This window comes from Paenibacillus intestini, from assembly GCF_030803945.1.
GTDB classification, from domain to species: Bacteria; Bacillota; Bacilli; order Paenibacillales; family Paenibacillaceae; genus Paenibacillus; species Paenibacillus polysaccharolyticus.
Map to the genome: position 1 here is coordinate 1 of NZ_JAURUN010000014.1, position 20,407 is coordinate 20,407.

Annotated in this window: 16 protein-coding genes; 1 reads left to right on the forward strand and 15 read right to left on the reverse strand. The window is 47.5% G+C overall.

The window, feature by feature from the left end:
- Window positions 1-507: 507 nt before the first annotated feature.
- The 12 genes from J2T16_RS25515 to J2T16_RS25570 form a co-directional block, all read right to left on the reverse strand.
- Window positions 508-1,263 carry an amino acid ABC transporter ATP-binding protein gene (locus J2T16_RS25515; protein ID WP_499019521.1) on the reverse strand — a complete coding sequence of 252 codons (756 nt, stop codon included), beginning with the start codon at window positions 1,261-1,263 and terminating at the stop codon, window positions 508-510.
- Window positions 1,264-1,296: 33 nt separating this feature from the next.
- Window positions 1,297-1,956 (reverse strand): amino acid ABC transporter permease, encoded by a 660-nt coding sequence (locus J2T16_RS25520; RefSeq protein ID WP_090917706.1) that lies wholly within the window; start codon window positions 1,954-1,956, stop codon window positions 1,297-1,299.
- A gap of 186 nt (window positions 1,957-2,142) precedes the next feature.
- Complete coding sequence (locus J2T16_RS25525; protein ID WP_090917704.1) at window positions 2,143-2,913, reverse strand: amino acid ABC transporter substrate-binding protein; 771 nt, start codon at window positions 2,911-2,913, stop codon at window positions 2,143-2,145.
- Window positions 2,914-3,041: 128 nt separating this feature from the next.
- Window positions 3,042-3,602 (reverse strand): DUF4825 domain-containing protein, encoded by a 561-nt coding sequence (locus J2T16_RS25530; RefSeq protein WP_336120981.1) that lies wholly within the window; start codon window positions 3,600-3,602, stop codon window positions 3,042-3,044.
- The gene (locus J2T16_RS25535) at window positions 3,599-4,300 is read right to left on the reverse strand and encodes a permease prefix domain 1-containing protein (protein ID WP_499019525.1); all 702 of its coding nucleotides are present in this window, start codon (window positions 4,298-4,300) and stop codon (window positions 3,599-3,601) included. Before J2T16_RS25535 ends, J2T16_RS25530 begins: the two co-directional genes overlap by 4 nt.
- 2 nt (window positions 4,301-4,302) lie before the next feature.
- On the reverse strand, window positions 4,303-4,656 hold the full coding sequence (locus tag J2T16_RS25540; RefSeq protein ID WP_154890693.1) for a PadR family transcriptional regulator: 354 nt from the start codon (window positions 4,654-4,656) through the stop codon (window positions 4,303-4,305).
- A 262-nt stretch (window positions 4,657-4,918) separates the two neighbouring features.
- Window positions 4,919-6,424: an alpha-glucosidase/alpha-galactosidase gene (locus tag J2T16_RS25545; protein WP_336120983.1), complete on the reverse strand. Its 1,506-nt coding sequence runs from the start codon at window positions 6,422-6,424 to the stop codon at window positions 4,919-4,921.
- 192 nt (window positions 6,425-6,616) lie between these two features.
- Window positions 6,617-7,408 carry a carbohydrate deacetylase gene (locus J2T16_RS25550; RefSeq protein ID WP_499019529.1) on the reverse strand — a complete coding sequence of 264 codons (792 nt, stop codon included), beginning with the start codon at window positions 7,406-7,408 and terminating at the stop codon, window positions 6,617-6,619.
- Complete coding sequence (locus J2T16_RS25555) at window positions 7,409-9,325, reverse strand: beta-glucoside-specific PTS transporter subunit IIABC (RefSeq protein ID WP_499019531.1); 1,917 nt, start codon at window positions 9,323-9,325, stop codon at window positions 7,409-7,411. It lies immediately after the preceding gene.
- Window positions 9,326-9,522: 197 nt separating this feature from the next.
- Complete coding sequence (licT, locus tag J2T16_RS25560; protein ID WP_499019534.1) at window positions 9,523-10,374, reverse strand: BglG family transcription antiterminator LicT; 852 nt, start codon at window positions 10,372-10,374, stop codon at window positions 9,523-9,525.
- 289 nt (window positions 10,375-10,663) lie between these two features.
- Window positions 10,664-11,785 (reverse strand): AraC family transcriptional regulator, encoded by a 1,122-nt coding sequence (locus J2T16_RS25565; RefSeq protein ID WP_499019537.1) that lies wholly within the window; start codon window positions 11,783-11,785, stop codon window positions 10,664-10,666.
- An 80-nt stretch (window positions 11,786-11,865) separates the two neighbouring features.
- Window positions 11,866-12,480 carry a Type 1 glutamine amidotransferase-like domain-containing protein gene (locus J2T16_RS25570; RefSeq protein ID WP_499019538.1) on the reverse strand — a complete coding sequence of 205 codons (615 nt, stop codon included), beginning with the start codon at window positions 12,478-12,480 and terminating at the stop codon, window positions 11,866-11,868.
- A 116-nt stretch (window positions 12,481-12,596) separates the two neighbouring features.
- On the opposite strand from J2T16_RS25570, the gene J2T16_RS25575 reads away from it, so the two are divergent.
- A complete protein-coding gene (locus J2T16_RS25575) occupies window positions 12,597-13,220 on the forward strand; it encodes a histidine phosphatase family protein (protein WP_090917686.1) in 624 nt (207 codons plus the stop codon).
- 115 nt (window positions 13,221-13,335) lie between these two features.
- On the opposite strand, the gene J2T16_RS25580 is transcribed toward J2T16_RS25575, so the two are convergent.
- The 3 genes from J2T16_RS25580 to J2T16_RS25590 all read right to left on the reverse strand — a co-directional run bounded on the left by J2T16_RS25580 (window position 13,336) and on the right by J2T16_RS25590 (window position 20,397).
- Window positions 13,336-15,645, reverse strand: a complete 2,310-nt coding sequence (locus J2T16_RS25580) for a rhamnogalacturonan lyase (RefSeq protein ID WP_499019659.1) — start codon at window positions 15,643-15,645, stop codon at window positions 13,336-13,338.
- Window positions 15,646-16,361: 716 nt separating this feature from the next.
- The gene (locus J2T16_RS25585) at window positions 16,362-18,803 is read right to left on the reverse strand and encodes a glycoside hydrolase family 6 protein (RefSeq protein WP_499019542.1); all 2,442 of its coding nucleotides are present in this window, start codon (window positions 18,801-18,803) and stop codon (window positions 16,362-16,364) included.
- Between the two features lie 517 nt (window positions 18,804-19,320).
- On the reverse strand, window positions 19,321-20,397 hold the full coding sequence (locus tag J2T16_RS25590) for an efflux RND transporter periplasmic adaptor subunit (RefSeq protein WP_499019545.1): 1,077 nt from the start codon (window positions 20,395-20,397) through the stop codon (window positions 19,321-19,323).
- Window positions 20,398-20,407: the final 10 nt, after the last annotated feature.

A 20,407-nucleotide genomic window follows, 5' to 3' on the forward strand; every position in this document is an offset into this window, starting at 1 on the left:
CATGGTGCGCTAGGTTATCTTTCCCCTACTCGTTTTGCGAAGAAGTTTACGGACAAATCCGTCGCGTAAGTGTCTACTTTCTTGACATTGGTCCATGGTGATCGTTAGAATTCCAAAGGTCGCCGAAACGACAAAATAAACTTCTCTGTGATCGTTAGCGTGTTGGTTGTAAGCGAAGCCGAGAAAATCAGAGTTCAATTCAGGTACTCCGTATGGAGTTCGACGTGACATCGAACAAAATATACCAAGGAAATAACGGATTTCAATCCACACACTCCATACAAAGTGAGACAGCGAAAAAACACGTAATAAAAGCATAGATTGTATACTTTATTACGTGTTCTCGTTTAATTCTTCTACTAATTAGTTTCATCTTAATATAAAACACTTAAAATATTCAAGGTAATATGCCAAAAGGGTTCAAATCAGCCTATTCTCAGGTGCGAATCCCCCAAGGGATTTCATGGGAGCTTGGCATTCGCACCTGTTTTAAATCAAGCTTCACCGTTACTCTCCCATATCTACTCTCTTTAAAAACGTCTGGGTACGTGCGAGCTTGGGTGCACCGAACAGTTGATCCGGCGGACCTTGCTCGGCAATTTCGCCATTGTCCATGAAGAAGACACGATCCGCAACATCACGAGCAAAGCTCATCTCGTGCGTGACAATCATCATCGTCATGTTTTCCTGTGCCAATTGCTTGATGACGCGAAGTACTTCTCCCGTCAGTTCCGGGTCGAGTGCTGAGGTTGGCTCATCAAAGAGCAGGATGTCCGGTTGCATCATCAGGGCACGGGCAATCGCTACGCGCTGCTTCTGTCCACCGGACAGATTCGCCGGATAAGCATCGGCCTTGTCCGACAATCCGACTTTGGCAAGTAATTCCGCACTGCGGCTACGAATGACTTTGGTACTTTCCTTTTTCAACGTCTTCGGTGCGAGTTCCAGGTTAGCCTGTACAGTCAGATGCGGGAACAAGTTAAAATGCTGAAACACCATGCCCATACGATCGGTAATCTTCCGAATCTCTGCAGCACCTACGTACCTTCCGTCATCCGCCAGTGTCTGATTCTGAATTCGAATCGTTCCGCCTGTAATATCCTCCAAGTGGATCAGGCTGCGCAGCATCGTGCTCTTCCCCGAACCCGAAGGCCCGATGACCGCAATGACTTCTCCTGGCGCCACGTTAAAAGATACCTGTTTCAGCACATCCAGTGTGCCAAATGATTTTTTCAACTGATTTACTTCTATACTATAGGTCATATGCAGACAGTCCTTTGATTGAACAGATTTGATTTATTCATACGAAAAGCGCTTCTCCAGAACCTTGAATAGCAAGGTAAGCACCAGAGTCATAAGCAAATACATAATCGCCGCTACGAAAAATGGAATGAGTTGCAAATCCCGATTCACTGCGGCTTGCGCATAATAGAGCAACTCTGGTACAGCGACAGCGTAGAGCAATGCCGTATCTTTAACCAGCGTAATGGCCTCGTTCGCTGTGGCTGGGAGCACCACCCGAACCATCTGTGGAATGATAACTTTCGTCATGGTCTGCCACTTCGTGAGTCCAAGCACTTTGGCCGCCTCGTGCTGACCTTTATCAATGGACAACAATCCGCCCCGAAAGATTTCTGCAAAGTAAGCTGCATAGTTCAGAATAAATGCGATAGCCGCTGCAATGAAACGATCAAAGACCAGATACTCTCCGATGACCGGAAGTAATGGAAGGCCGAAACAGAAAAATAATACTTGCAAAAGTAACGGTGTCCCACGCATCACATATACGTATGTGTGTGCAATCCAAGCCAGCGGTTTGAACTGGCTCCGCATCGCCAACGTTACCGCGAATCCTAGGGGGACCGATAGCACAATCGCAAGTAAAAATAAGAAAATCGTCGTTTGTGCACCTTCCAGCATCGGTTTTATAATCGTTGAAATATAGTCCCAATTCATGAATTAGTTCTCCTCTAATCTGTTAACCCCGCACTCCTTGGAAGCATATTGCTCCATCATGGAATACGGGGTCATCGTTTTCGTGAGTACAGTTTCCCCAACTGGGAAAAGCTCACATCATTATTTGTCAGGTGTGTTTCACCTGGCTACTTTCAAATTCGCAAATTCAATTCTAAATGATTCTTCTTACTTCAGAACCTTATCCTCACCAAGCCATTTCTTAGAGATTTCAGCGGCTTGGCCGTCCGTGTTCAGCTCATCCAGCGCATTTTGCAGCTGATTGAGAAGTTCTTCATTGCCTTTTTTGATCCCAATGCCATATTGCTCTGGCGCCAGTGATTCATCTAGCAATTTGAAGGTACCTTCTTCCTTCGACATATAATATCTTGCGACCACTTCATCAATGATGACTGCGTCCAGACGTTTCGTTTTCAGATCAGTCAGCGCCAGTACATTATCTTTGAATTCGGAGGCTTTAACTTTATCCTTCAAAGGACTTGCCGCCAGCGCATCTGCTGCTGAGGACAGTGCCTGCAATCCTACATTTTTGCCGTCCAGTTCGTCCAGCTTCGTAATCGGGGAGTCTGCCAGAGTAATCGCAACCTGACTGTTCTCCAGATAAGGCTTGGTGAAAAGCACTTTCTCTTTACGCTCATCTGTAATTGTATATCCGTTCCAGATCATATCGATCCGGCCGCTGTTCAGCTCCGACTCTTTGGAAGACCAGTCAATCGGCTGGAAAGTTACCTTTTTACCCATTTTCTCCGCAGCTGCACGGGCATAATCAATGTCAAATCCAACAATTTCATTCTTCTCATCCCGGAATCCCATTGGAGCAAACTTATCGTCGATCCCTACAATGATCGTATTCTCGTCTTTACTTGCCGAGCTGGAACAGCCCGCCATAATGATCATACATATGCTAATAAATAATAGTAGAATTGCTTTCTTTCTCATCTCTCGTACCCCTCCATGTCTATGACCAAGCTCAAACGCTTTAGTTCGTTACCACGTTATCAGAGACTTATAATAACATAGCATGAGAGAAGAGTCGAGCACCTTGCCCATTTCCAGCGAATTCAACCCTAAGAATTGTCAACAATTTGTGAAAATAAAGCCCGCACGTCAGCCGGTTCCACCAGCTTCTCGCGAACGATAGAATCCCAGCGCTCCGGCTTTTGTAGCGCTTTAAGCTCTGTTCCAGCCCATTGCTGCGCGAGCTTGCGGTCGAACACAACCCGTGTGTCTTTGAACTGGTAGACAACCTGCTCCAGATTATCGATCAGTACAAAATTCGCAAGCGCGTTATATACGAGGATTCGATCAAGCTGCACCGCATCCATCTCATCTGTATTCAGACTGTAATTAATCTGAGCGGTCAATGTTTCAGGAAACAGCTGATAGCCATCCAACTGCTCATGTAACGGCAGATTCTGATTCAGATGACTTAGATTCGAGAAATTCCCCATGTACGCATTTTGATATTTGGCCAAGGCCGTAAAATCATGCGTCAGCGGACTATTCTGCTCGGCTTCATATCGACTCTGATCTGCCGCAATTTTAGGATTAATGAAGCCTTCCACCACGACAAGACCCAATAACCCGATAATAAATAAGGAAACAATCCACCGATTCTTTCCGTTCATATGTTATCACTCACTTCGTATTTGCTAACGATCCGGTATGCCCGGTGAACGACCAGAGGAATGAGGATACTAAGTAGCGGTAACGCAAAAGTAAACAAAATGACAGCGAGCTGGTAGGGTCCATTCACCTGAATGGGTCGGTCAAACCAAATATTGCTTCCAAATCGCAATGCTACCTGCGTACCCCAAAGCGCAAGTACGACTGCCGCCCACAGCCACCATGCTCTGCGTTGCCACTGCTTCAACACTACCACACGAATCCGTGTGGTATTTTCTGTATCGGAAGATCCACTGCCATTCTCTCTGTTGCTCATCAAATAAACTACATAAACGGCGCCCACAATCAGGCTAATGATCAAAAGCAGATTGTTCAGAGCAGCACCGCCTAACATCACTCGTGTAGGAATCGTGATAATCCAGGCAACCAGGCTGTAGATCAAGGTCGATTGCCACAGCGCTGTCCAATAAGGAACACGTTTCACATGCCGGTAATCACTCATGAATTGTTCCATACCATCCATATGCTGTATCGCTGTCTGGAAAGCTTGCTCCTCGCTCATGCCTTCGGCCAGATAATCATGTATTCGTGCGGCAAGATTGCTACGAATTTCTTCTTTCAACTCCCGATGCTCCAGTGTATCCTGTGCACCTGCAAATAAACTCTCCAAATGCCGATTCATCCGTCTCTCGAGCGTCATCCTTACTCATCTCCTTCTTCACCGGTGGCAATCATGCAATCGATTAACGTTTTGGCTGCATGCCAAGCTTGAACCTGCAATTGATAAACTTCACGTCCCTGGCTGGAAATCCGGTAGTATTTCCGCCTTCCACCCTGCGTCTCCTCACCCCAATAAGACTCCACGTACCCACTCTTCTCCAGCCGTTTCAGACTGGAATACAGCGTTGGCTCCTTGAGTTCAAACTGCTCCCCGCTTTTACGATATATTTCCTTAATAATGCCATATCCGTAGTTGTCTGCTGGAATAAGCACACTCAAAATAATGGGGTCAATATTTCCCCGAATCAGGTCACTGTTAATCACTTGAACATCCATCTGTGCGTCTCACCGCTCTCCCTCTTACTCTGAGTATACTATAAGACATATTACTATGTCTGTAAAGGTAATATGTTGTGCATTGTAATTGGTTTTATGTGCCCACAACAAAAAGACGAAGCAGCTCTAATGCTGCTCCGTCCTCGTTTCTCTTCTTTTCCGCTTCATTCACGCTGTTATCTATGCCTCATTATCATGCTGTTTTTATGCTTTTGCGCTGGTTATTGTTATCCTGCTATAATGACTTTTGTTTCTGCACTCTCTACTTCTGTACCTTCTCGCGGTCCTTGCCTTTATCGGACTCACCTGCGTTTTTATTCGCGGCCTCCCGATCTTGTTGCATCTCTTCTACCGTTTTGACCTTCAGACGTGCTGCGCCTTCGTATGCCTTGGTTGGAATAAGATCACCCGTAGCAAGTCTCTCTTCTGCAGCTGTAATCGCATCACTGTACTGTGGCAACCACTTCGCCTGTGCAACCAGCATCTCATCGACCATCTGCCAGATTTCCTTCGGATTACAAACCGCGCCTACCAGCGGGTCCATCATAAATGCCTGTCGTAGCAGCTTATCGTCCCCATGCACTGCTGCCTCCACCGCAAGGCGCTGCACGGAAATACTCACATTGCACACCGCCGCTGGGCCCAGAGGCAGTTCGCCGATATGCGGCATCGAGATGCCGTTACGATCTACATAACCCGGTGCTTCAATGATGGCATCATCCGGCAAGTTGGAGATCACCCCGTTGTTCACAGTGTTAAAATGACCCCGATACACACGTCCCGTCTCCAGGCTCTCTATGATATAGGAGCCGTGCTCTTCGCCGCGTTTCTCCGGTAAATACTGCATCGGATCATCCTTCATCCAGTTTGGAAAATCCGTTTCGAACCAGTTACGCCCCTCGGTACACACGCGCAGATATCCACCCGTTTCACCGTTAATCCAGCTTCCCATGTCAATCCAGTCATTAATCTCTTCAGGACGTTTGCGATACCATGGTACATATTCACTTAAATGACCATTGGATTCTGTACTGTAATAACCAAAGCGGCGCAACATATCGATCCGAACTTTCTCCGTACGGCTGTACTCGGGATGCTTCTCGAAAGCTTCCAGCAATCCACCCGTAAGATCCTTGCCTTTGTGGGACGCCTGAATATACCATGTCTGATGATTGATACCTGCACAGATAATATCCACTTCACTCTTTTCTAGCCCGTACACTTCCGCAATCTGATGATGTCCATGCTGAACGCCGTGACATAGTCCGATCGTCCGCACACCACCGTACTTGTTGCACGCCCAGGTCAGCATCGCCATCGGATTGGAGTAATTCAGGAGCAGCACATCCGGCGCACTCTGTTCGCGAATATCTTTGCAGATCTCAAGCATCTCGGCAATCCCGCGTTGTCCATACATAATGCCGCCTGCACACAGCGTATCCCCGACACATTGATCCACCCCGTATTTGAGCGGAATATCGACATCGGTTGCAAAAGCTTCCAGTCCCCCTACACGAATCGTACACAGAACATACTTGGCGTCTTTCAACGCTTCTCTCCGATTGGTTGTCGGCTGAATCTGAATATTCAATCCATTCTCTCGGATATCCCGCTGGCACAGCTCGGTGACCATGTCGAGATTGTGCTGATTAATATCGCAGAATGCGATCTCGATGTTATTAAATTCCGGTACGGTGAGCAGATCACGCAATAATCCTCTTGTAAAACCAATGCTGCCCGCCCCGATAAACGCTACTTTGAACGACATATACATGTCCTCCCGTAATCCGAACCTTCCGGCTTCGGTTAATGACTTGCTTCATGGGTTCATTGTAGCAACAGTAAGATGGAGAGCGTTATCAAAATCATGACCTGTTCGGAGGCAGAGTGTCAAAAATCCTAACTTAATCTCTTGATTGTTCTCATCTCATATTATTCTCGATTCTTCTCATCTCCTCCACTACAGCTGGCTGTAGCTAATGAGTTGAATCCCTTGTTCCTCCACATATTCCCGTAGCGCTGGATTGACCAACACCGCAAGATCATGCTCACGCTCCTCTACCAGAGATGAGATACTTCGCAGTTCATCATCCGCATAACCTGGATGTCCAGCAATCTCAACGATATTTTCCGTATCCTTATACTGATTCAGTACCTCGCGCAACCATGATTCCTGCAGAGTAGGCATAGCCGGATCACCACACAATATATCCGTAGACCGAATCCCCGCATCCACAAGCTTGCCGTTCAACTCCGGAGATAAGATATCATCTCTTCTCATAGGAACGTTATATTCCTGAGCCAGTTCCATGACCAAGTCAAGCATTTGTGCATCTTTCACACTCACCCCATGATGGGTATCCAGATGATTTAACGTTAACCCGGAAGCGAGAAACTTCTCGATCTGTGCCTTCAACTCCGCGCGTACTTCCCCAGGATCATAGGTCGAAGGAATAAGTCCAGGTTTTCGATAGAAACGGCCCGACTCGTCCACGATACTCTGAACAGCCGAAGCTTCCAGCACAGGGGTCATGAACGTCAGGTTCAGATGAACCCCCATAGCCGTAATGCCCGCTTCAAGGGCCATAGCGCTACTCTTTTCAAAATGTACCGAATTCACCAACGCCGAGGTATCTGTAATCAGACCCTGTTTCATTCCATGAATGATGCCTTCGCTCACTCTCATCGTGATGCCATAATCATCTGCATTAACAATCAGCTTCATCTTGCTCCGTCCTTTCTCTGTTTCCATTTAGGATCGAACAGATAACAGTTCCTCTGTGACAGCAACCGTTCCTTCTGACAGCAACGGCGTAATAACACGGAATTGATCGGAGTTCGTCACCACAATTGGCGTGGTCAGCTTAAAACCTTCGTTCCGGATCTGCTCCATATCAAATTCAATCAGTACCTCTCCCTTACGGATTCGGTTTCCCTGCTGGACCTTCTGAGTAAAATACTTCCCTTTTAATCTCACCGTATCTATGCCGATATGCATGAGAATTTCGACACCTTCATCCGAGGTGACTGCGATGGCATGTGCACTTTTCATCGTGACCGACACGACGCCGTCTACCGGGGATACCAGCTGACCTTTGGACGGAATGATGGCTACGCCCTTCCCCATCGACTCCGAGGAAAATACGACATCCTCCACGTCATGAAGCGGAATGACCGTTCCTTCGAGTGGACTCGTAATCAAGCTTTCCATCGCAACGTTCGCGTCGATCCCAGCCGCATTTTGTTCCATTTTCGCCGTGGACGATCCAGATGCTGATTGCTGGTTATTCTCGTCTTTCTGTACCTTCAGACCTTCAGCAACCTGATTATTTTTCTTGCTCTCGTAACCAAACAGCACCACACACAGGGCTCCGCCCGCAATCGCAGTCAATACTCCAATAATGTAATACAACATCGGACTCTGGGCAGGTAGTGTGAACACATTGAGGAAGAAATTGAACACAATCAGCTTCACACCGAGATATCCCATCAATCCACCGGCAATGGCTCCAGCGGCTACCAGATAGATGAGAGTTTTGCGATAACGCAGAATGATACCATACAGAATAGGTTCAGTAACCCCGGACAGGATCGCAGACAGGAAAGATGAACCGCTTAAAGCCTTAAGATCTTTATCCTTTGTTTTCAGGAATACCCCGAGACCAATCCCCATCGAAGCCGCAACGGATGTTGCCGCAAGAGGTGCAATGAGATCGCCCCCAGCGCTCAGATTCCCCATAATAATAGGCACCGTTGCCCAGTGTAGTCCAAGCAATACAAGGAAGGACCACGTTCCTCCCAGAATAATACCTGCGATGACAGAGTTGCTGTTAATCAGGAAATTAACAATATCCCCAATCCACTGACCTACATATTGCCCGAATGGACCAATCAACATGGCCGTGAGCGGTACCATAATGACAAGAGAGAAGAACGGAACCGCGAACAACTGCACATTTTTGTGCATGATTTTCTTCAAAAACTTCTCCAGAACCGCGTAGATGCTAACAGCGATAAACATCGGAAAGACCGACGAAGCGTAGTTCATTAACGATACTGGAATGCCTAGAAAATGAGTTGTAGTTCCCGCTGCTGTCAAAGCCGTAAAATTCGGCTCCATTAATGCGGCACCGATCGCCGCTGCAACATAAGAGTTCACATTCAGAACCTTAGCAATCGTAATCCCAAGCAGAATCGGCAAGAAATAAAAGATCGAGTTCCCCGCAGCAGCCAATATCGCGTATGTTCCACTATCCACAGCAATCCAGCCTGCTCTTTCTAGAACGATTAACAGTGCTTTGACCAGACCAGCTCCGGCAAATACCGGGATTAATGGCGTTAGACTGCCCGATATCAGGCCAAAGATGGCTGAACGAATGCTCTTCTTTTCTTTTTCAGAGCTTGCACCAGAACCTGCTCCATCGAACTTCCCTTCTGCAACGATATGTTTGTACACCTCCGATACGTCATTGCCTACAACAACCTGAAATTGTCCGCCGCTTTCAACCACCTTCAAGATACCTGCTGTGTTTTCGAGTGTGTCTGCATCGGCTTTCCGATTATCGTTCAAGACAAATCGTAAACGGGTAGCGCAGTGAGTCAGCGATTGAATGTTCTCCCTTCCTCCAACGCGGTCCACAATGTTTTGAGCTAATTTGAGATGATCCATGTTGTTCCCCCCATACTTTGAATAATCACTACAATTCAGATCTTCACTTCATGCATTCGCATGACATACTACGATGACAAAATAAAAACCTGAACTGAAGCTCGTCTACTGACCTTAGTCAATACACAAGCCTTAGTTCAGGTTTCGCCTGCCGAACAGTCACAATCCCTAATGTATAAGTTTGTATCCATATTTCTTCATTCTTCCGCCAGATCATGCTCACGGTTCGTGACCCGGTGAATGTGGATCATGAAATAAACCATTTCCTCATTCGTTGTTATCTTCTCGTAGTTAATCTCCAGGTAGTTTCTAATCTTTTTCGCGCACGCGTACGATTCGGGGTACTTATCCTTTACATGATCGTATAAAGAATCTCTATCCTCCGGAATCAGCTCATCATGAAGAATTCGGTACGCAAAATAACGCAAATGTGTGAGGAAACGGCTGTAATTAATCGAGTTTTCGTCCAGTTTGATTCCAAAATGGTATTTCACAATATTGGCTAGATCGTTAACAATCTTCGTCATCTGATAGGTTTGTTTCATATCCTGCCCACGCTGCTGTGCATTCACAAAATGAAGGGCGATGGAACCCGCCTCATCCTCTGGCAACTTCACACCTGTTTTCTGTTCAATAATGTGGAGCGCCTTAAAGGCCACTTCATATTCGGCCGCATAGAATTTTTTGATCTCCCACAGCAAAGCATTCTTTACAATGATGCCTTCAGGGAACCTTCTCAGTGCGAAGCTGATATGATCTGTCAGGGTGATGTAGATGTTGTCACTGAATTTGAGAGCAAGCTGTTGTTCGGCATATTCAATAATTTCGTTCGACAACTCCAGATGTTCAGTTGGAATCTCACCAATCAGCCCCATCAGTTTGTCAGACGTTGCTTTTTCAACGACGAACTTTTTCTCTACTTGTGAAAAGTCGATAACATCACTGTTATGTTTGTTATACCCGATCCCTTTTCCCATCACGATCATTTCGTGCCCGTTATCATCCGTCAGTAAAATTACATTGTTATTAAAAATTTTCCTAATCTTCATCTGCATCACCCCCAACTCATCACATGCTCGTCCCGTTAATATTCCATAAAATTCTTCGAAAAATCAAAATCTTCTATAAAAAAAACCTAAATTGAAGCAGTAACATGCACAACTCATGTTTACTACGAACAATTTAGGTATCGCCTGCCGAACAGTCACAATCCTGAATATATTAAATTACTACTACATTATCAACCAATGGGTTACTTCTGAACAAAGGATATCATGAATACCCTTTCAGTTCAACATTTAGTTTCTACCCGCCTGTTCCAGCACGGCGGCCCTGCTTCTACTCCAATTCCTCCGGGTAACTCCACTGAATTCGCTCCATGGAATCCCGGTATTGAACAGGCGTCATGCCTGTATATTTTTTGAAAAGCATATGAAAATACTGCCGACTGCCCACACCCACATAGTCTGAAATTTCGGAGATCGGAATATTGGTCTGCTGGAGCAACATCTTGGCCTTCTCCATCCGTAGCATCGTCAAATAATCGGTCGGAGTCCATTGCATATAATTACGGAAAATGCGGTGCAAATACCCTGGATGTAAATTGACTGCTGCCGCGATATCCTTCATCTGAATACTGCGATCCATATTGTGATGCATGAATTCAATCGTACGTTTGACATAGAGCTCTGTCTGATCCAGTGCACTTCGTTCCATCTCGCCTCGCAACCTAGCAATCCGAACGAGCATTTGGATAAAAAGGGTCCGTACCAGCGTTCCCTGCTCCGGGGAGCTCAGGTTTCGGGCTTCACGATGAAGCATTCGCTCTTCGGCAGGAATCACCCGCATGTGTACAGGAGGAGGTCCAGAATTCGTCTGCTCTTGTGATTGTTCCAGTTCCTGTTTCTGTCCCTGCCCCTGTGCCTGTACCTGTGTCTGTACTTGCCTTTGCTCCAGCAAACCACGCTGATCCAGTTCAAGCACCAGGCTTTTCATCGTGTGATACACTTCTTCCGGGTCAGGCAAAACAAGATAAGGAGTAGATCGAGTTAGAAAAGCATGAACCGTATCCTCTTCCTGCGCAAGTTGCTTTATGGTAAGTTGTCCAGATGCAGTACGCGCAAAACCGAATTCTACATTGAGCATTCGGCACGGCACGCCGTCCTGCACCAACAGCCGATGGGGAACCCCTGCATCCAGCAGGATGAACTGTCCTTTTTTCAACACCGCCTGTTCCGAGCTTCCGTCTGCCATCCTCACATCCACTCGGCACATACCCGTAATGATGTACATAATTTCCGTGGAGTCATGAGTGTGGTAGGACATCTGATAATCATCCCATTGTTTGTAATAATAAGCGAAAAAACGCGGACCCCAATCTTCGGTGCGAAGGCGTTCCTGAAAAAGACTGCCTGAAAAGGATGGTGTATGATTCGTTACTGATCCTGATCCTGTCCCCATCTCTACAACCTCCCTCCAAGCGCGATATGGCGTACAGATGTATTCGCTCTATTTTTGAATAAACATCGTTAAAATTGACGTTAGATGCTACTAATCCGGTACTGCTCCCCATCCATGATAATAACCTGGGAGTTCGTTATCGGCACGAGAGGCAGTGCGGACTGATACTCTTCCATAACCTGAGCTGCCGACTCTACAAATGGGGGACAACCCACATGCGGCACGGGATAAAAATCAACCGCATTCAGCCCTTCGTAACTGGACAAGTCCGGTGCTACCGCGCAATCATCCATAGCTTTCACATAGGCAATATCCGGGGCGAGAATGATGGAACCCGCCGACTCTCCGATGTATATTTTCCCTTCTTGGATGTGAGCCTGTATGTACTTCTCTGCTCCACTTCTGCGAAGCTCCTGTAATAGAAAAAAGGTGTTGCCACCCGACACGTAGATCAGGTCACTTTGTTGCAACTTGGTTGCTACTTCTTCAGAAGATGCCGTGGATACTTCCAACTCTTGTACGATAAGTCCCCACTTCTCAAGCTCCTTCCTGCCCGCATGTACATATGCATCATATGGTTCAGGAACGGCAGCTGTCGGAATAAAGGTAACGGTCCTTCCGTTTAACGTTTCTTCCAGTGTGTTCAACAAGCTTGCTGTGTCAACAAAAGAAGATGACAGAAACAATTTTTTCATATTAATATCCTCCAAATTGTAATGGATCGAAACGTTCAGTTCCTATAAGCTTAGTATAAAATCATTATATCATGATCTGCCATTTCTAAATCCAATGTTGAAGGAGATTTCATGCGATGAGTACAACCTTTTATCTGGTCAGACATGGTGTCAAAAAAAGTGATATTGGAGACGTGCCACTTACTGCCGAAGGTAGCCGTCAGGCTCAATTGACCGCCCGGCATTTCTCGAAAGCTCCGTATCCCATCCACCGGATCGTAGCGAGTCCACTCCGGAGAGCACAAGAAACCGCCGAAGCCATTGCTTCCCTTACCGGGTCTGACGTCTCGGAAGATGCACGCTTGCGTGAGCGAGCGAATTGGGGTGATGATCCCGAGCAGACTTTCGAACAATTTGTAGCTTTGTGGGACCAGTGTACCGCAGACCCGGAGTTCATTCCACATGTTGGTGACTCTGCCAAACAGGCAGGCACACGGCTGGCCTCTTTGCTCGGCGAACTGGCAACACAGGCGCCAACCGGCAGTCATATTGTATTGGCTACCCATGGCGGTCTGATTACCGATTTCCTGGTGCAAACGTTTTCCGAACAAGAACTGAACAGATGGCATCCGAATTTCCTGGTTGAGCAGAAACGTCTCGTTCCCGAGTGTTCCATCACCAAGTTACTGATTCAGGACGGTCAATATACGCTGGAATCCTTTGCTTCCGCAACACACTTGACTGAAGACATCGAGAAGTAGTTGGATGTACAAAAAAGCTCTGGAATCTCTCTGCGTGATCATTACACAGAAGCGAATTCCAGAGCTATTTGCGGTTAGCTTACATCATTTCTCTTTCTAATCTGAGCGGACAGTCTTATTTATCCCCTTTGCCTTTCCCCGGAGTATAGAAGTTCGGCAACGTCACCTTCGACCAATCGATATCCGATGCCATGTAGAAGGAAGGATACGAAGGCTGGTTATATCCGCTGTTCTGTCCAGCAATACCTACACGATACATCGCATCATGCATGAGCGTATAGAGCTTGCGATCTGTTTTCTCGGTGCTCAAATAGATGCGGATCGCTGAACTGTCGGCTGTACGCACCAGCATCTCCTCACGCCAGTCTCCGAATACATCGGCAACCAGCGACGGTGTACCTTTCGTGTGGTTATTGGTTAAGGTTCCTGTCGCGGTCAGCACTGTGCCGCGTGTCCAGTCTTTGATTGTAGGCGTAACATCGATGGCACCGTCTACGATTTGGGTGGTCATGTCGGCGGCCCAGCGAATGCTCATATTGGTTCCGGGCGCCTGATCACTTTTTTTTTCACCCTGTGCCGTCCATAATCCGACAGCCCATGTCTCCAGCCCGCGCCGGGTTGGATCGACATCTCCGACCATACCGCGTCCAGTATCTTTGCCTGTATATCCGCCGTAAATGACTTCTCCGGTCTTCGCATCACGCAGGGAATATCCGTACGGCGCCCAAGGTCCGCCCTCATGCACCATAAAGATCTCCAGTCCCGGGCGATCCGGGTCGATATCTGCCACATGCAGTGCATCTCCGTGTCCTAGACGAGCAATCGTTCCCGGTGCAGCACTCTCGGGCGGCATCACATCGGTGGAACTATATAACACACTGCCATCGTGGTCAATCGTAGCCGAACCATAGATAATCTCCTGTTTGCCGTCACCGTCTACATCCGCCACACTGAAATAGTGCGCTCCCTGTGTTGTAATCGAACCGTACTGCGGGTCTGTGCCATCTACACCATGTGGCCCGTCATTGAACGGATTTTTCATCGGTGTCCAGCCACTGTCTACCATCCACTCTTTTTTCAGTTTCTTGCCATCCCAGTTGTAGGCAGCCATGGTGGAGCGAGTATAATATCCGCGTGCAAAAATCGCAGACGGTTTCTTGCCATCCAGGTACGCAACCCCGGCCAGGAAACGGTCTACCCGGTTTGCAGGTTCAATGCGTGCCATCGCATAATCGCCCCACATCAGGCCGTCATCATGACGTTCGGGTTCATACGGGACGGTCTGTAATTCTTTTCCCGACTTGCCTTCAAACACGGTAATATACTCCGGCCCGTCCACAATAAACCCTTCGAACTTGCGCAATTCATTGCGGGCGCTCCGCTGCGGTGCGTATACATCTATAAAATAGTCGGCCAGACTTTCCGCGTCCTGCTGGGATAACGGATAGCTGTACTTCTTCTCGATCCCAAACGCCTCTTCCAATGTCGCAGGCCAGTTTCCTTTTACAACCTCTTCGTGTTTATGCCAGTTCCGGAACATATCGACCACATGGTCATAGTACCCTTCCGCACTGAGGCGATAATCGTCCTCGTGTGTCACCCCGGCTTTGCGATCTTCCTTCGGCAGTGTGATGTACTTTTGTGAGGTTGGTTTGCCCTTTTTGTTGTACTTCATAATTTGTGTGCCCGGAGCGGTCTTGAACATCAGTTCAGCCTTGCCATCTCCATCAAAATCATAGACAAGCATCTGCGTGTAATGCGCTCCCGCACGAATGTTAACCCCGAGATCGATCCGGTACAACAGCTGACCGTCCAGCGTATAACAATCAACGTAGGTATTACCGGTATATCCTTTTTGCGATACGTCCTTGGCATTGGATGGGTCCCATTTCACAAAAAACTCGTACTGACCATCCTCATCCACATCACCAACACTCATGTCATTGGCACTGTAGGTGTATGCTTCACCCGCAGGTGTCACACCGTCAGCCGGCTTTTGCAAAGGAATATCCATATACCCGTTCGCCCAAGGTTTGACGGATGCGCTTCGTTTGCTTTCTTTACCTTTGTTATTAACGGCGGCAACTTCATAACGTGAAGATGTCGTACCTGTGCTGTCTACATAGTTCGTGCTGTCTGTGACCTTTGCAATTCTTTTGCCATCCCGATAAACGTTGAAATCCGTCCCGGTCAGCCCCTTGTCACTGTACCCTGTTGCCTCGTCCCCAAGTAATCTCCAGCTTAGAAAAACACCTTCGGACGTCGAAGCCGCTACCAGCCCGCGATCCAGCTTCTCTAGTTGAATGCTTTTCCCCTGCGATTGGGGTTGGGATTGTGAAGCATCCGCTCCACTGATCCCGGCGGTTCCACTAAGAATTAAAGCCAAGCTGAGTGCAGAAGAGAGCACTTTGGCCCCAAGAGGCATGCGCGATCGTTTTGCCCTATGAGTGCTAGCGCTCTTCTTTTGGCTGACATTCGTACTGACATGGGTTCTATCGTCAGTGCTGTTACTATGTTTAATTCGATTATCTTCTACTGATCTTAAGTTCATCAACCTTCACTCTCCCTGGTTAGAATGGGTAATGATACTTCTACCTGAACATGTTAATGGTCTGGTCAATTTCGTGTTCATACGAAGATCAGATTCGTGCTCATGTTAGGTCAGGTTCATTTTCATACATCAAAGGAAAAATGGTTGCGCTTACATTATGAAGCGAAATGAAATTCAAGAAAGAATTTAGTTGGCCTGACATACTTCCTTCTCCAGTTCCTCCAATCCCCCTTCCACTCTCTTTACTTCCTTCGTAGCAAGAGTTACCATCCATCGGGTACTATTATAGACATCCTTACCGCCTAACCATAGGCAAATATCCGTGCAAAACGATCAATATTCAGTGTATCTCGGTCAGAGTGTACAACAGTGAATGATGAAAAATGAACAATCTTCAAAGCCTTATCATTATAGCTCATTCTTCCAAACCGTCGGATAGCGCTCCAAGCTCATTCATCCCAAGCTCCTGAGATCGTTAGACAAAAACAGAGCTGCCCCCGGTCAATGAATGACCAGAAAACAGCTCTGTTTTGATAAGTTGTGCGTACGCTCACACGTACATTAGCACTAAATCACCAAATGTATGACCTTTAAGGCTCAATTCCCCATACAAGACTGCCGTCTTGATAGAGTGTGACTTTATCCCAATCCTGATAGGATGTTTTGGTTGGGTCATAGGAATAGTCATCGCTCTCGTCAAAGTTGGACCAGTCCGTTTTGAACATGCGAAGCTGAATGTCTCCGGATTGTCCACCCGCAGCAATGCTTCCTGCGCCGGACTTAAAGCTCAGCTCAACATATCCATCTCCAAAGGTACGGTCGATGTTGGCTGCACCAACCACTGCCCAGTCAATGGCAGAATCCATCGCCGCCGAACCTTCTTTGGTGAAATAATAACGAAGTTTCAAATCACTCAGATCCACTGCAGTGCTGCCCAGGTTTTTGATGTTGAACAACGGTCTGATCTGGTTATCCGTTGCATTGGTATCCCCTGCACGATATTGCACCACCAGATCACTAGTTGGTACAACCACACCCGCTGGTGTCGCAGAGGCTACAGTAGAATTAGCACTTTGCCCAGCTGCATTCACCGCACTCACCACATAATAGTAGGTTGTGCCATTGGTCAGCGAAGTGTTAATATACGACGTTGTAGTTACATTCGATGCAACCGTCGTGAATGGACCCGCTGCCGTCAGAGCACGTTTCACATTATAGCTGGTCGCACCTGCCGAAGCTGTCCAAGCCAGACTCACCTGTGCATTGCCAGCTGTTGCTGTCAACGCTGTTGGTGCCGCCGGAGCCGTTGCAACTGCTGCCGGTGTTGCCATAGCAGATGCAGAGTTAACACTCTCACCTGCTGCATTACTTGCTGTCACGACATAATAGTACGTTGTCCCATTCGTCAAGCCCGTGTTGGTGTAAGTTGTTCCGCTGACATTGGCAGCAACCGTTACAAATGGACCGGATGCTGTCAGGGCACGTTTCACCGTATAACTCGTCGCACCTGTCGATGCCGCCCATGTTAACGTCACTTGAGCATTACCGGCCGCAGCTGTTAGTGTAGCAGGAGCTGCCGGTGCTGTGTTTCCACCTGGAGGATTGCCTCCACCATTCTCAGAGAGTACAGGGAAGGAGTTCTTCACCAGTTGTACGAACTGATCATGGAACCAGTGACCTGATACAGGCGCATTAGCCAGTGCACCAGTCAGCACGCCATCTTTCGTTGTATACGTTGGATCACACATCCGGTCGAAGCCTTTACCCTCATTGTTCGGAATTTCGGAACTGGAGCCATCGGATTCACCTGGCGGTTTCACCCATACATAGGCATCCAGATGCGCTGGTCCCGGAGCTGCCTTCGGTGCTTCTCCGATACCTGCTCCGCTTGCATTACACCAGTTACCCCGGTGCTCACGGCGATCCACACGACCTGAATTTACATAGTCATTGATATTGCTGCCTGTAGCTGTAGCTGGACGATTCACTCCGCCCCATCCGTTACGGCTGGTATCAATGAGGAAACCTGTGCTCGCTGGCCATCCTGCCTGTACGAAATCGGCATACAACTTCGCTGTGAAATCGGTTTCGTCAAAATAAGGATTCCATTCATAGAACTTAGCTGAACGGATCGGTTGTCCACCAATGTTCAGATCCGGATTAGACAGGTTTGGTTCAGCCAGCGGTGTAGTATTGGCAGTATTCGTAATGAATCCATCCGCACTGCTCAGTCCACCCAGCGTATCCCCGACTACATCGGTATAGAGCGCGACCGCTCCAGAACGGTTGTTATCCCACCCGAGCCAGCCGGAGTGACCGATATCGAGATAGTTGTATACGTTTGGAATCGCATGGAGCTTGTCGAGCGTATATTTAATCCCAGCTTCATAAATCCCCGTTGAAGCCGCTTGACCACAAGCAGGTGTGCTGAGATTGGTTACCAGGTTAGGCAGACTATCTGGCTCAATAACAGCGATAATGCGAATGTCCTGATATTTAGGATCAGCAAAAATATCTGCGATTACGTCAATGTAATCCGTTTTATACGTTTGCAATGCTGCCTGGGTTAAAGGAAGCTCCCCGTTAGAAGCGAGGGCATGGCAGTCCCGACCCGGCAAGTTATAGATGACAAAGGAAGCCGTAATAGGTACGCCTGGCTTCTTCTGAGCGAGAACCGCATCCAGATGCTCTTCCACGCTCTTGCGACCAGCATTCTCGGCCCCGCCATAGATGGCTGCAATACGGTCAATCCATACCGCAGTAGGGTAAGATTTCACCGTTTCCATCTTCGCTTTCAGCGAAGCATCACTGGTAATTGCAATAGAGGTGTCCACAAGTGCAGAGTAGTCCTCATTGAGATAAGCCGTGGCGCCCACAAACGGATTGTTCACATGCGCCTCCGCTGCCTGTGTCACACCTGGAGACATGCCAGGAAAGATCCCTGCTGCAAGCAGCGCAGCTGCCATCATTTGTTTTACACCTTTACGCAGCAGCTTCCGGCCTCTTGATTTGGTTTTCAATGTTTTCTTCATAGTTCCACCTTTCCCTTAGATAAGATTGGTCTCGACTCATGTCTGCTGTTCCTCTGTGTAGAAGCAGGATGCATGGCACAAAGTGCATGAAAGAATCTGTGGTGTTTCGGTCACCTCCATAATTAAAAGGGCTGAAGTCAAAGAGCAAATAAAAACGAACGTCGGGTGTTTTCAGTAGAATTGCTGTGTGAGCTTGTGTGGGGGTTGAATCTTGAGAGTAACCGTGGTGGAGTAGTTAAATCATCATCTTGGAATTGAAGTGTGAAGAGAACGTTGGATACAAACTAACTTTGCGTAAGCGCTTTCCATTAAAACTTGAAAAAAAATGTGATCCCGCGTATGACTCCTTGTTCACCTCCTTATAGTGTGATTATACGACATGTAAATATTACTGTAAATTGAATTATATAAATTAAATTATATTTTTTTCCACAAAAAAAGAAGGATTTTGCTCCTCTCTGTCGCAACAAAAAAAGGCTCATTACGGCACGAGACCGCAATGAACCTTCACATCCCCCTATGGAATAACAACAACATCCCCTGGCTTCAAACCACTAACAACCTCGGTTTTATCTCCGGATTCCATGCCTGTCTTAACCGCTTGCTGCTCCGTCTGTCCGTTCCCTTTATCCAGTAGCACGTAAGGTTCAGGCTGATCACGCATAATGGCGAGACTCGATACGGCAGTCACCTTGTCCTTGCGCATCGTTTCAATGTCTCCTTCCAGACTGACACCTCCATACATGCGAGCATCCGGCTTCAGATCGATGACAACATCAAACTGAGAGGCCTGCTTCAGATCGGTATCCGTGCTTTTCCGGGCAAATTTGGATACCTTGCTTACTTTTCCGGTAAATTTCAGATCCTTCTGCGCACTCATGCGCACCTGTACCGGCATGCCCTCCTTCAGTTTGAACATCTCTTCCTCACCAACAATAGTATTGAATTTCATTTTGCCCGTGTTCGTGATTGAGCCGATTAACTGCCCTTCCGTAACTGCTCGTGTTTTGTTATCCTGCTCATTCAACTGAAAGATCCCCGTGGTCGCGGCATGCACCACTGCCTTGCTCATGACATCCTGCTTCTTGCGGATCTCCTGCTCTTTGAGAACCAAAGCCTTTTGGCTAAGCTCGTTCGCCAGACGTTTGCTCTCCCGGTCCGCGAATGCTTTTTTACGTTCCTCTTCCGTCACACCTAATGTTTCGGTCATGCCGGCCTGGTCGATGCTGATCTGATTCATCTCCACATCTAACCGTGCTTTGTCCAGATCACTCTGCATCTGACTGACTTCTGTCTGTAATGCCGACGTATCGAGCGTGAACAAAACATCCCCTTTTTTCACTTGTTCCCCGTTCTTGACATGCCACTGTTTAATGTTGGAAGCATACGGTGCAAACACGTCCGTCTGCTCGGTATAGACCGATTTCCCTTTCACTTGGATGGTCTGTGTCATCGTCTCCTGTGTCACATCAAAAGTGATAGGCGGTGGAGTCTCAACGGGCGCTTCCGGCTGGGGTTTGTATTTCTCATATACCCAATATCCTGCACCTACCATAAGTACAATCGTAGTGATGATGCTGATCCATTTCTTCATGCTTAGTTCC

What these genes read in the sequence shown, in the direction of transcription:
- J2T16_RS25515 (WP_499019521.1), bottom strand. Translation starts at nt 1,263, where the DNA reads ATGACCTATAGTATAGAAGTAAATCAGTTGAAAAAATCATTTGGCACA.
- J2T16_RS25520 (WP_090917706.1), bottom strand. Translation starts at nt 1,956, where the DNA reads ATGAATTGGGACTATATTTCAACGATTATAAAACCGATGCTGGAAGGT.
- J2T16_RS25525 (WP_090917704.1), bottom strand. Translation starts at nt 2,913, where the DNA reads ATGAGAAAGAAAGCAATTCTACTATTATTTATTAGCATATGTATGATC.
- J2T16_RS25530 (WP_336120981.1), bottom strand. Translation starts at nt 3,602, where the DNA reads ATGAACGGAAAGAATCGGTGGATTGTTTCCTTATTTATTATCGGGTTA.
- J2T16_RS25535 (WP_499019525.1), bottom strand. Translation starts at nt 4,300, where the DNA reads ATGACGCTCGAGAGACGGATGAATCGGCATTTGGAGAGTTTATTTGCA.
- J2T16_RS25540 (WP_154890693.1), bottom strand. Translation starts at nt 4,656, where the DNA reads ATGGATGTTCAAGTGATTAACAGTGACCTGATTCGGGGAAATATTGAC.
- J2T16_RS25545 (WP_336120983.1), bottom strand. Translation starts at nt 6,424, where the DNA reads ATGTCGTTCAAAGTAGCGTTTATCGGGGCGGGCAGCATTGGTTTTACA.
- J2T16_RS25550 (WP_499019529.1), bottom strand. Translation starts at nt 7,408, where the DNA reads ATGGAAACAGAGAAAGGACGGAGCAAGATGAAGCTGATTGTTAATGCA.
- J2T16_RS25555 (WP_499019531.1), bottom strand. Translation starts at nt 9,325, where the DNA reads ATGGATCATCTCAAATTAGCTCAAAACATTGTGGACCGCGTTGGAGGA.
- licT (WP_499019534.1), bottom strand. Translation starts at nt 10,374, where the DNA reads ATGAAGATTAGGAAAATTTTTAATAACAATGTAATTTTACTGACGGAT.
- J2T16_RS25565 (WP_499019537.1), bottom strand. Translation starts at nt 11,785, where the DNA reads ATGGGGACAGGATCAGGATCAGTAACGAATCATACACCATCCTTTTCA.
- J2T16_RS25570 (WP_499019538.1), bottom strand. Translation starts at nt 12,480, where the DNA reads ATGAAAAAATTGTTTCTGTCATCTTCTTTTGTTGACACAGCAAGCTTG.
- J2T16_RS25575 (WP_090917686.1), top strand. Translation starts at nt 12,597, where the DNA reads ATGAGTACAACCTTTTATCTGGTCAGACATGGTGTCAAAAAAAGTGAT.
- J2T16_RS25580 (WP_499019659.1), bottom strand. Translation starts at nt 15,645, where the DNA reads ATGCCTCTTGGGGCCAAAGTGCTCTCTTCTGCACTCAGCTTGGCTTTA.
- J2T16_RS25585 (WP_499019542.1), bottom strand. Translation starts at nt 18,803, where the DNA reads ATGAAGAAAACATTGAAAACCAAATCAAGAGGCCGGAAGCTGCTGCGT.
- J2T16_RS25590 (WP_499019545.1), bottom strand. Translation starts at nt 20,397, where the DNA reads ATGAAGAAATGGATCAGCATCATCACTACGATTGTACTTATGGTAGGT.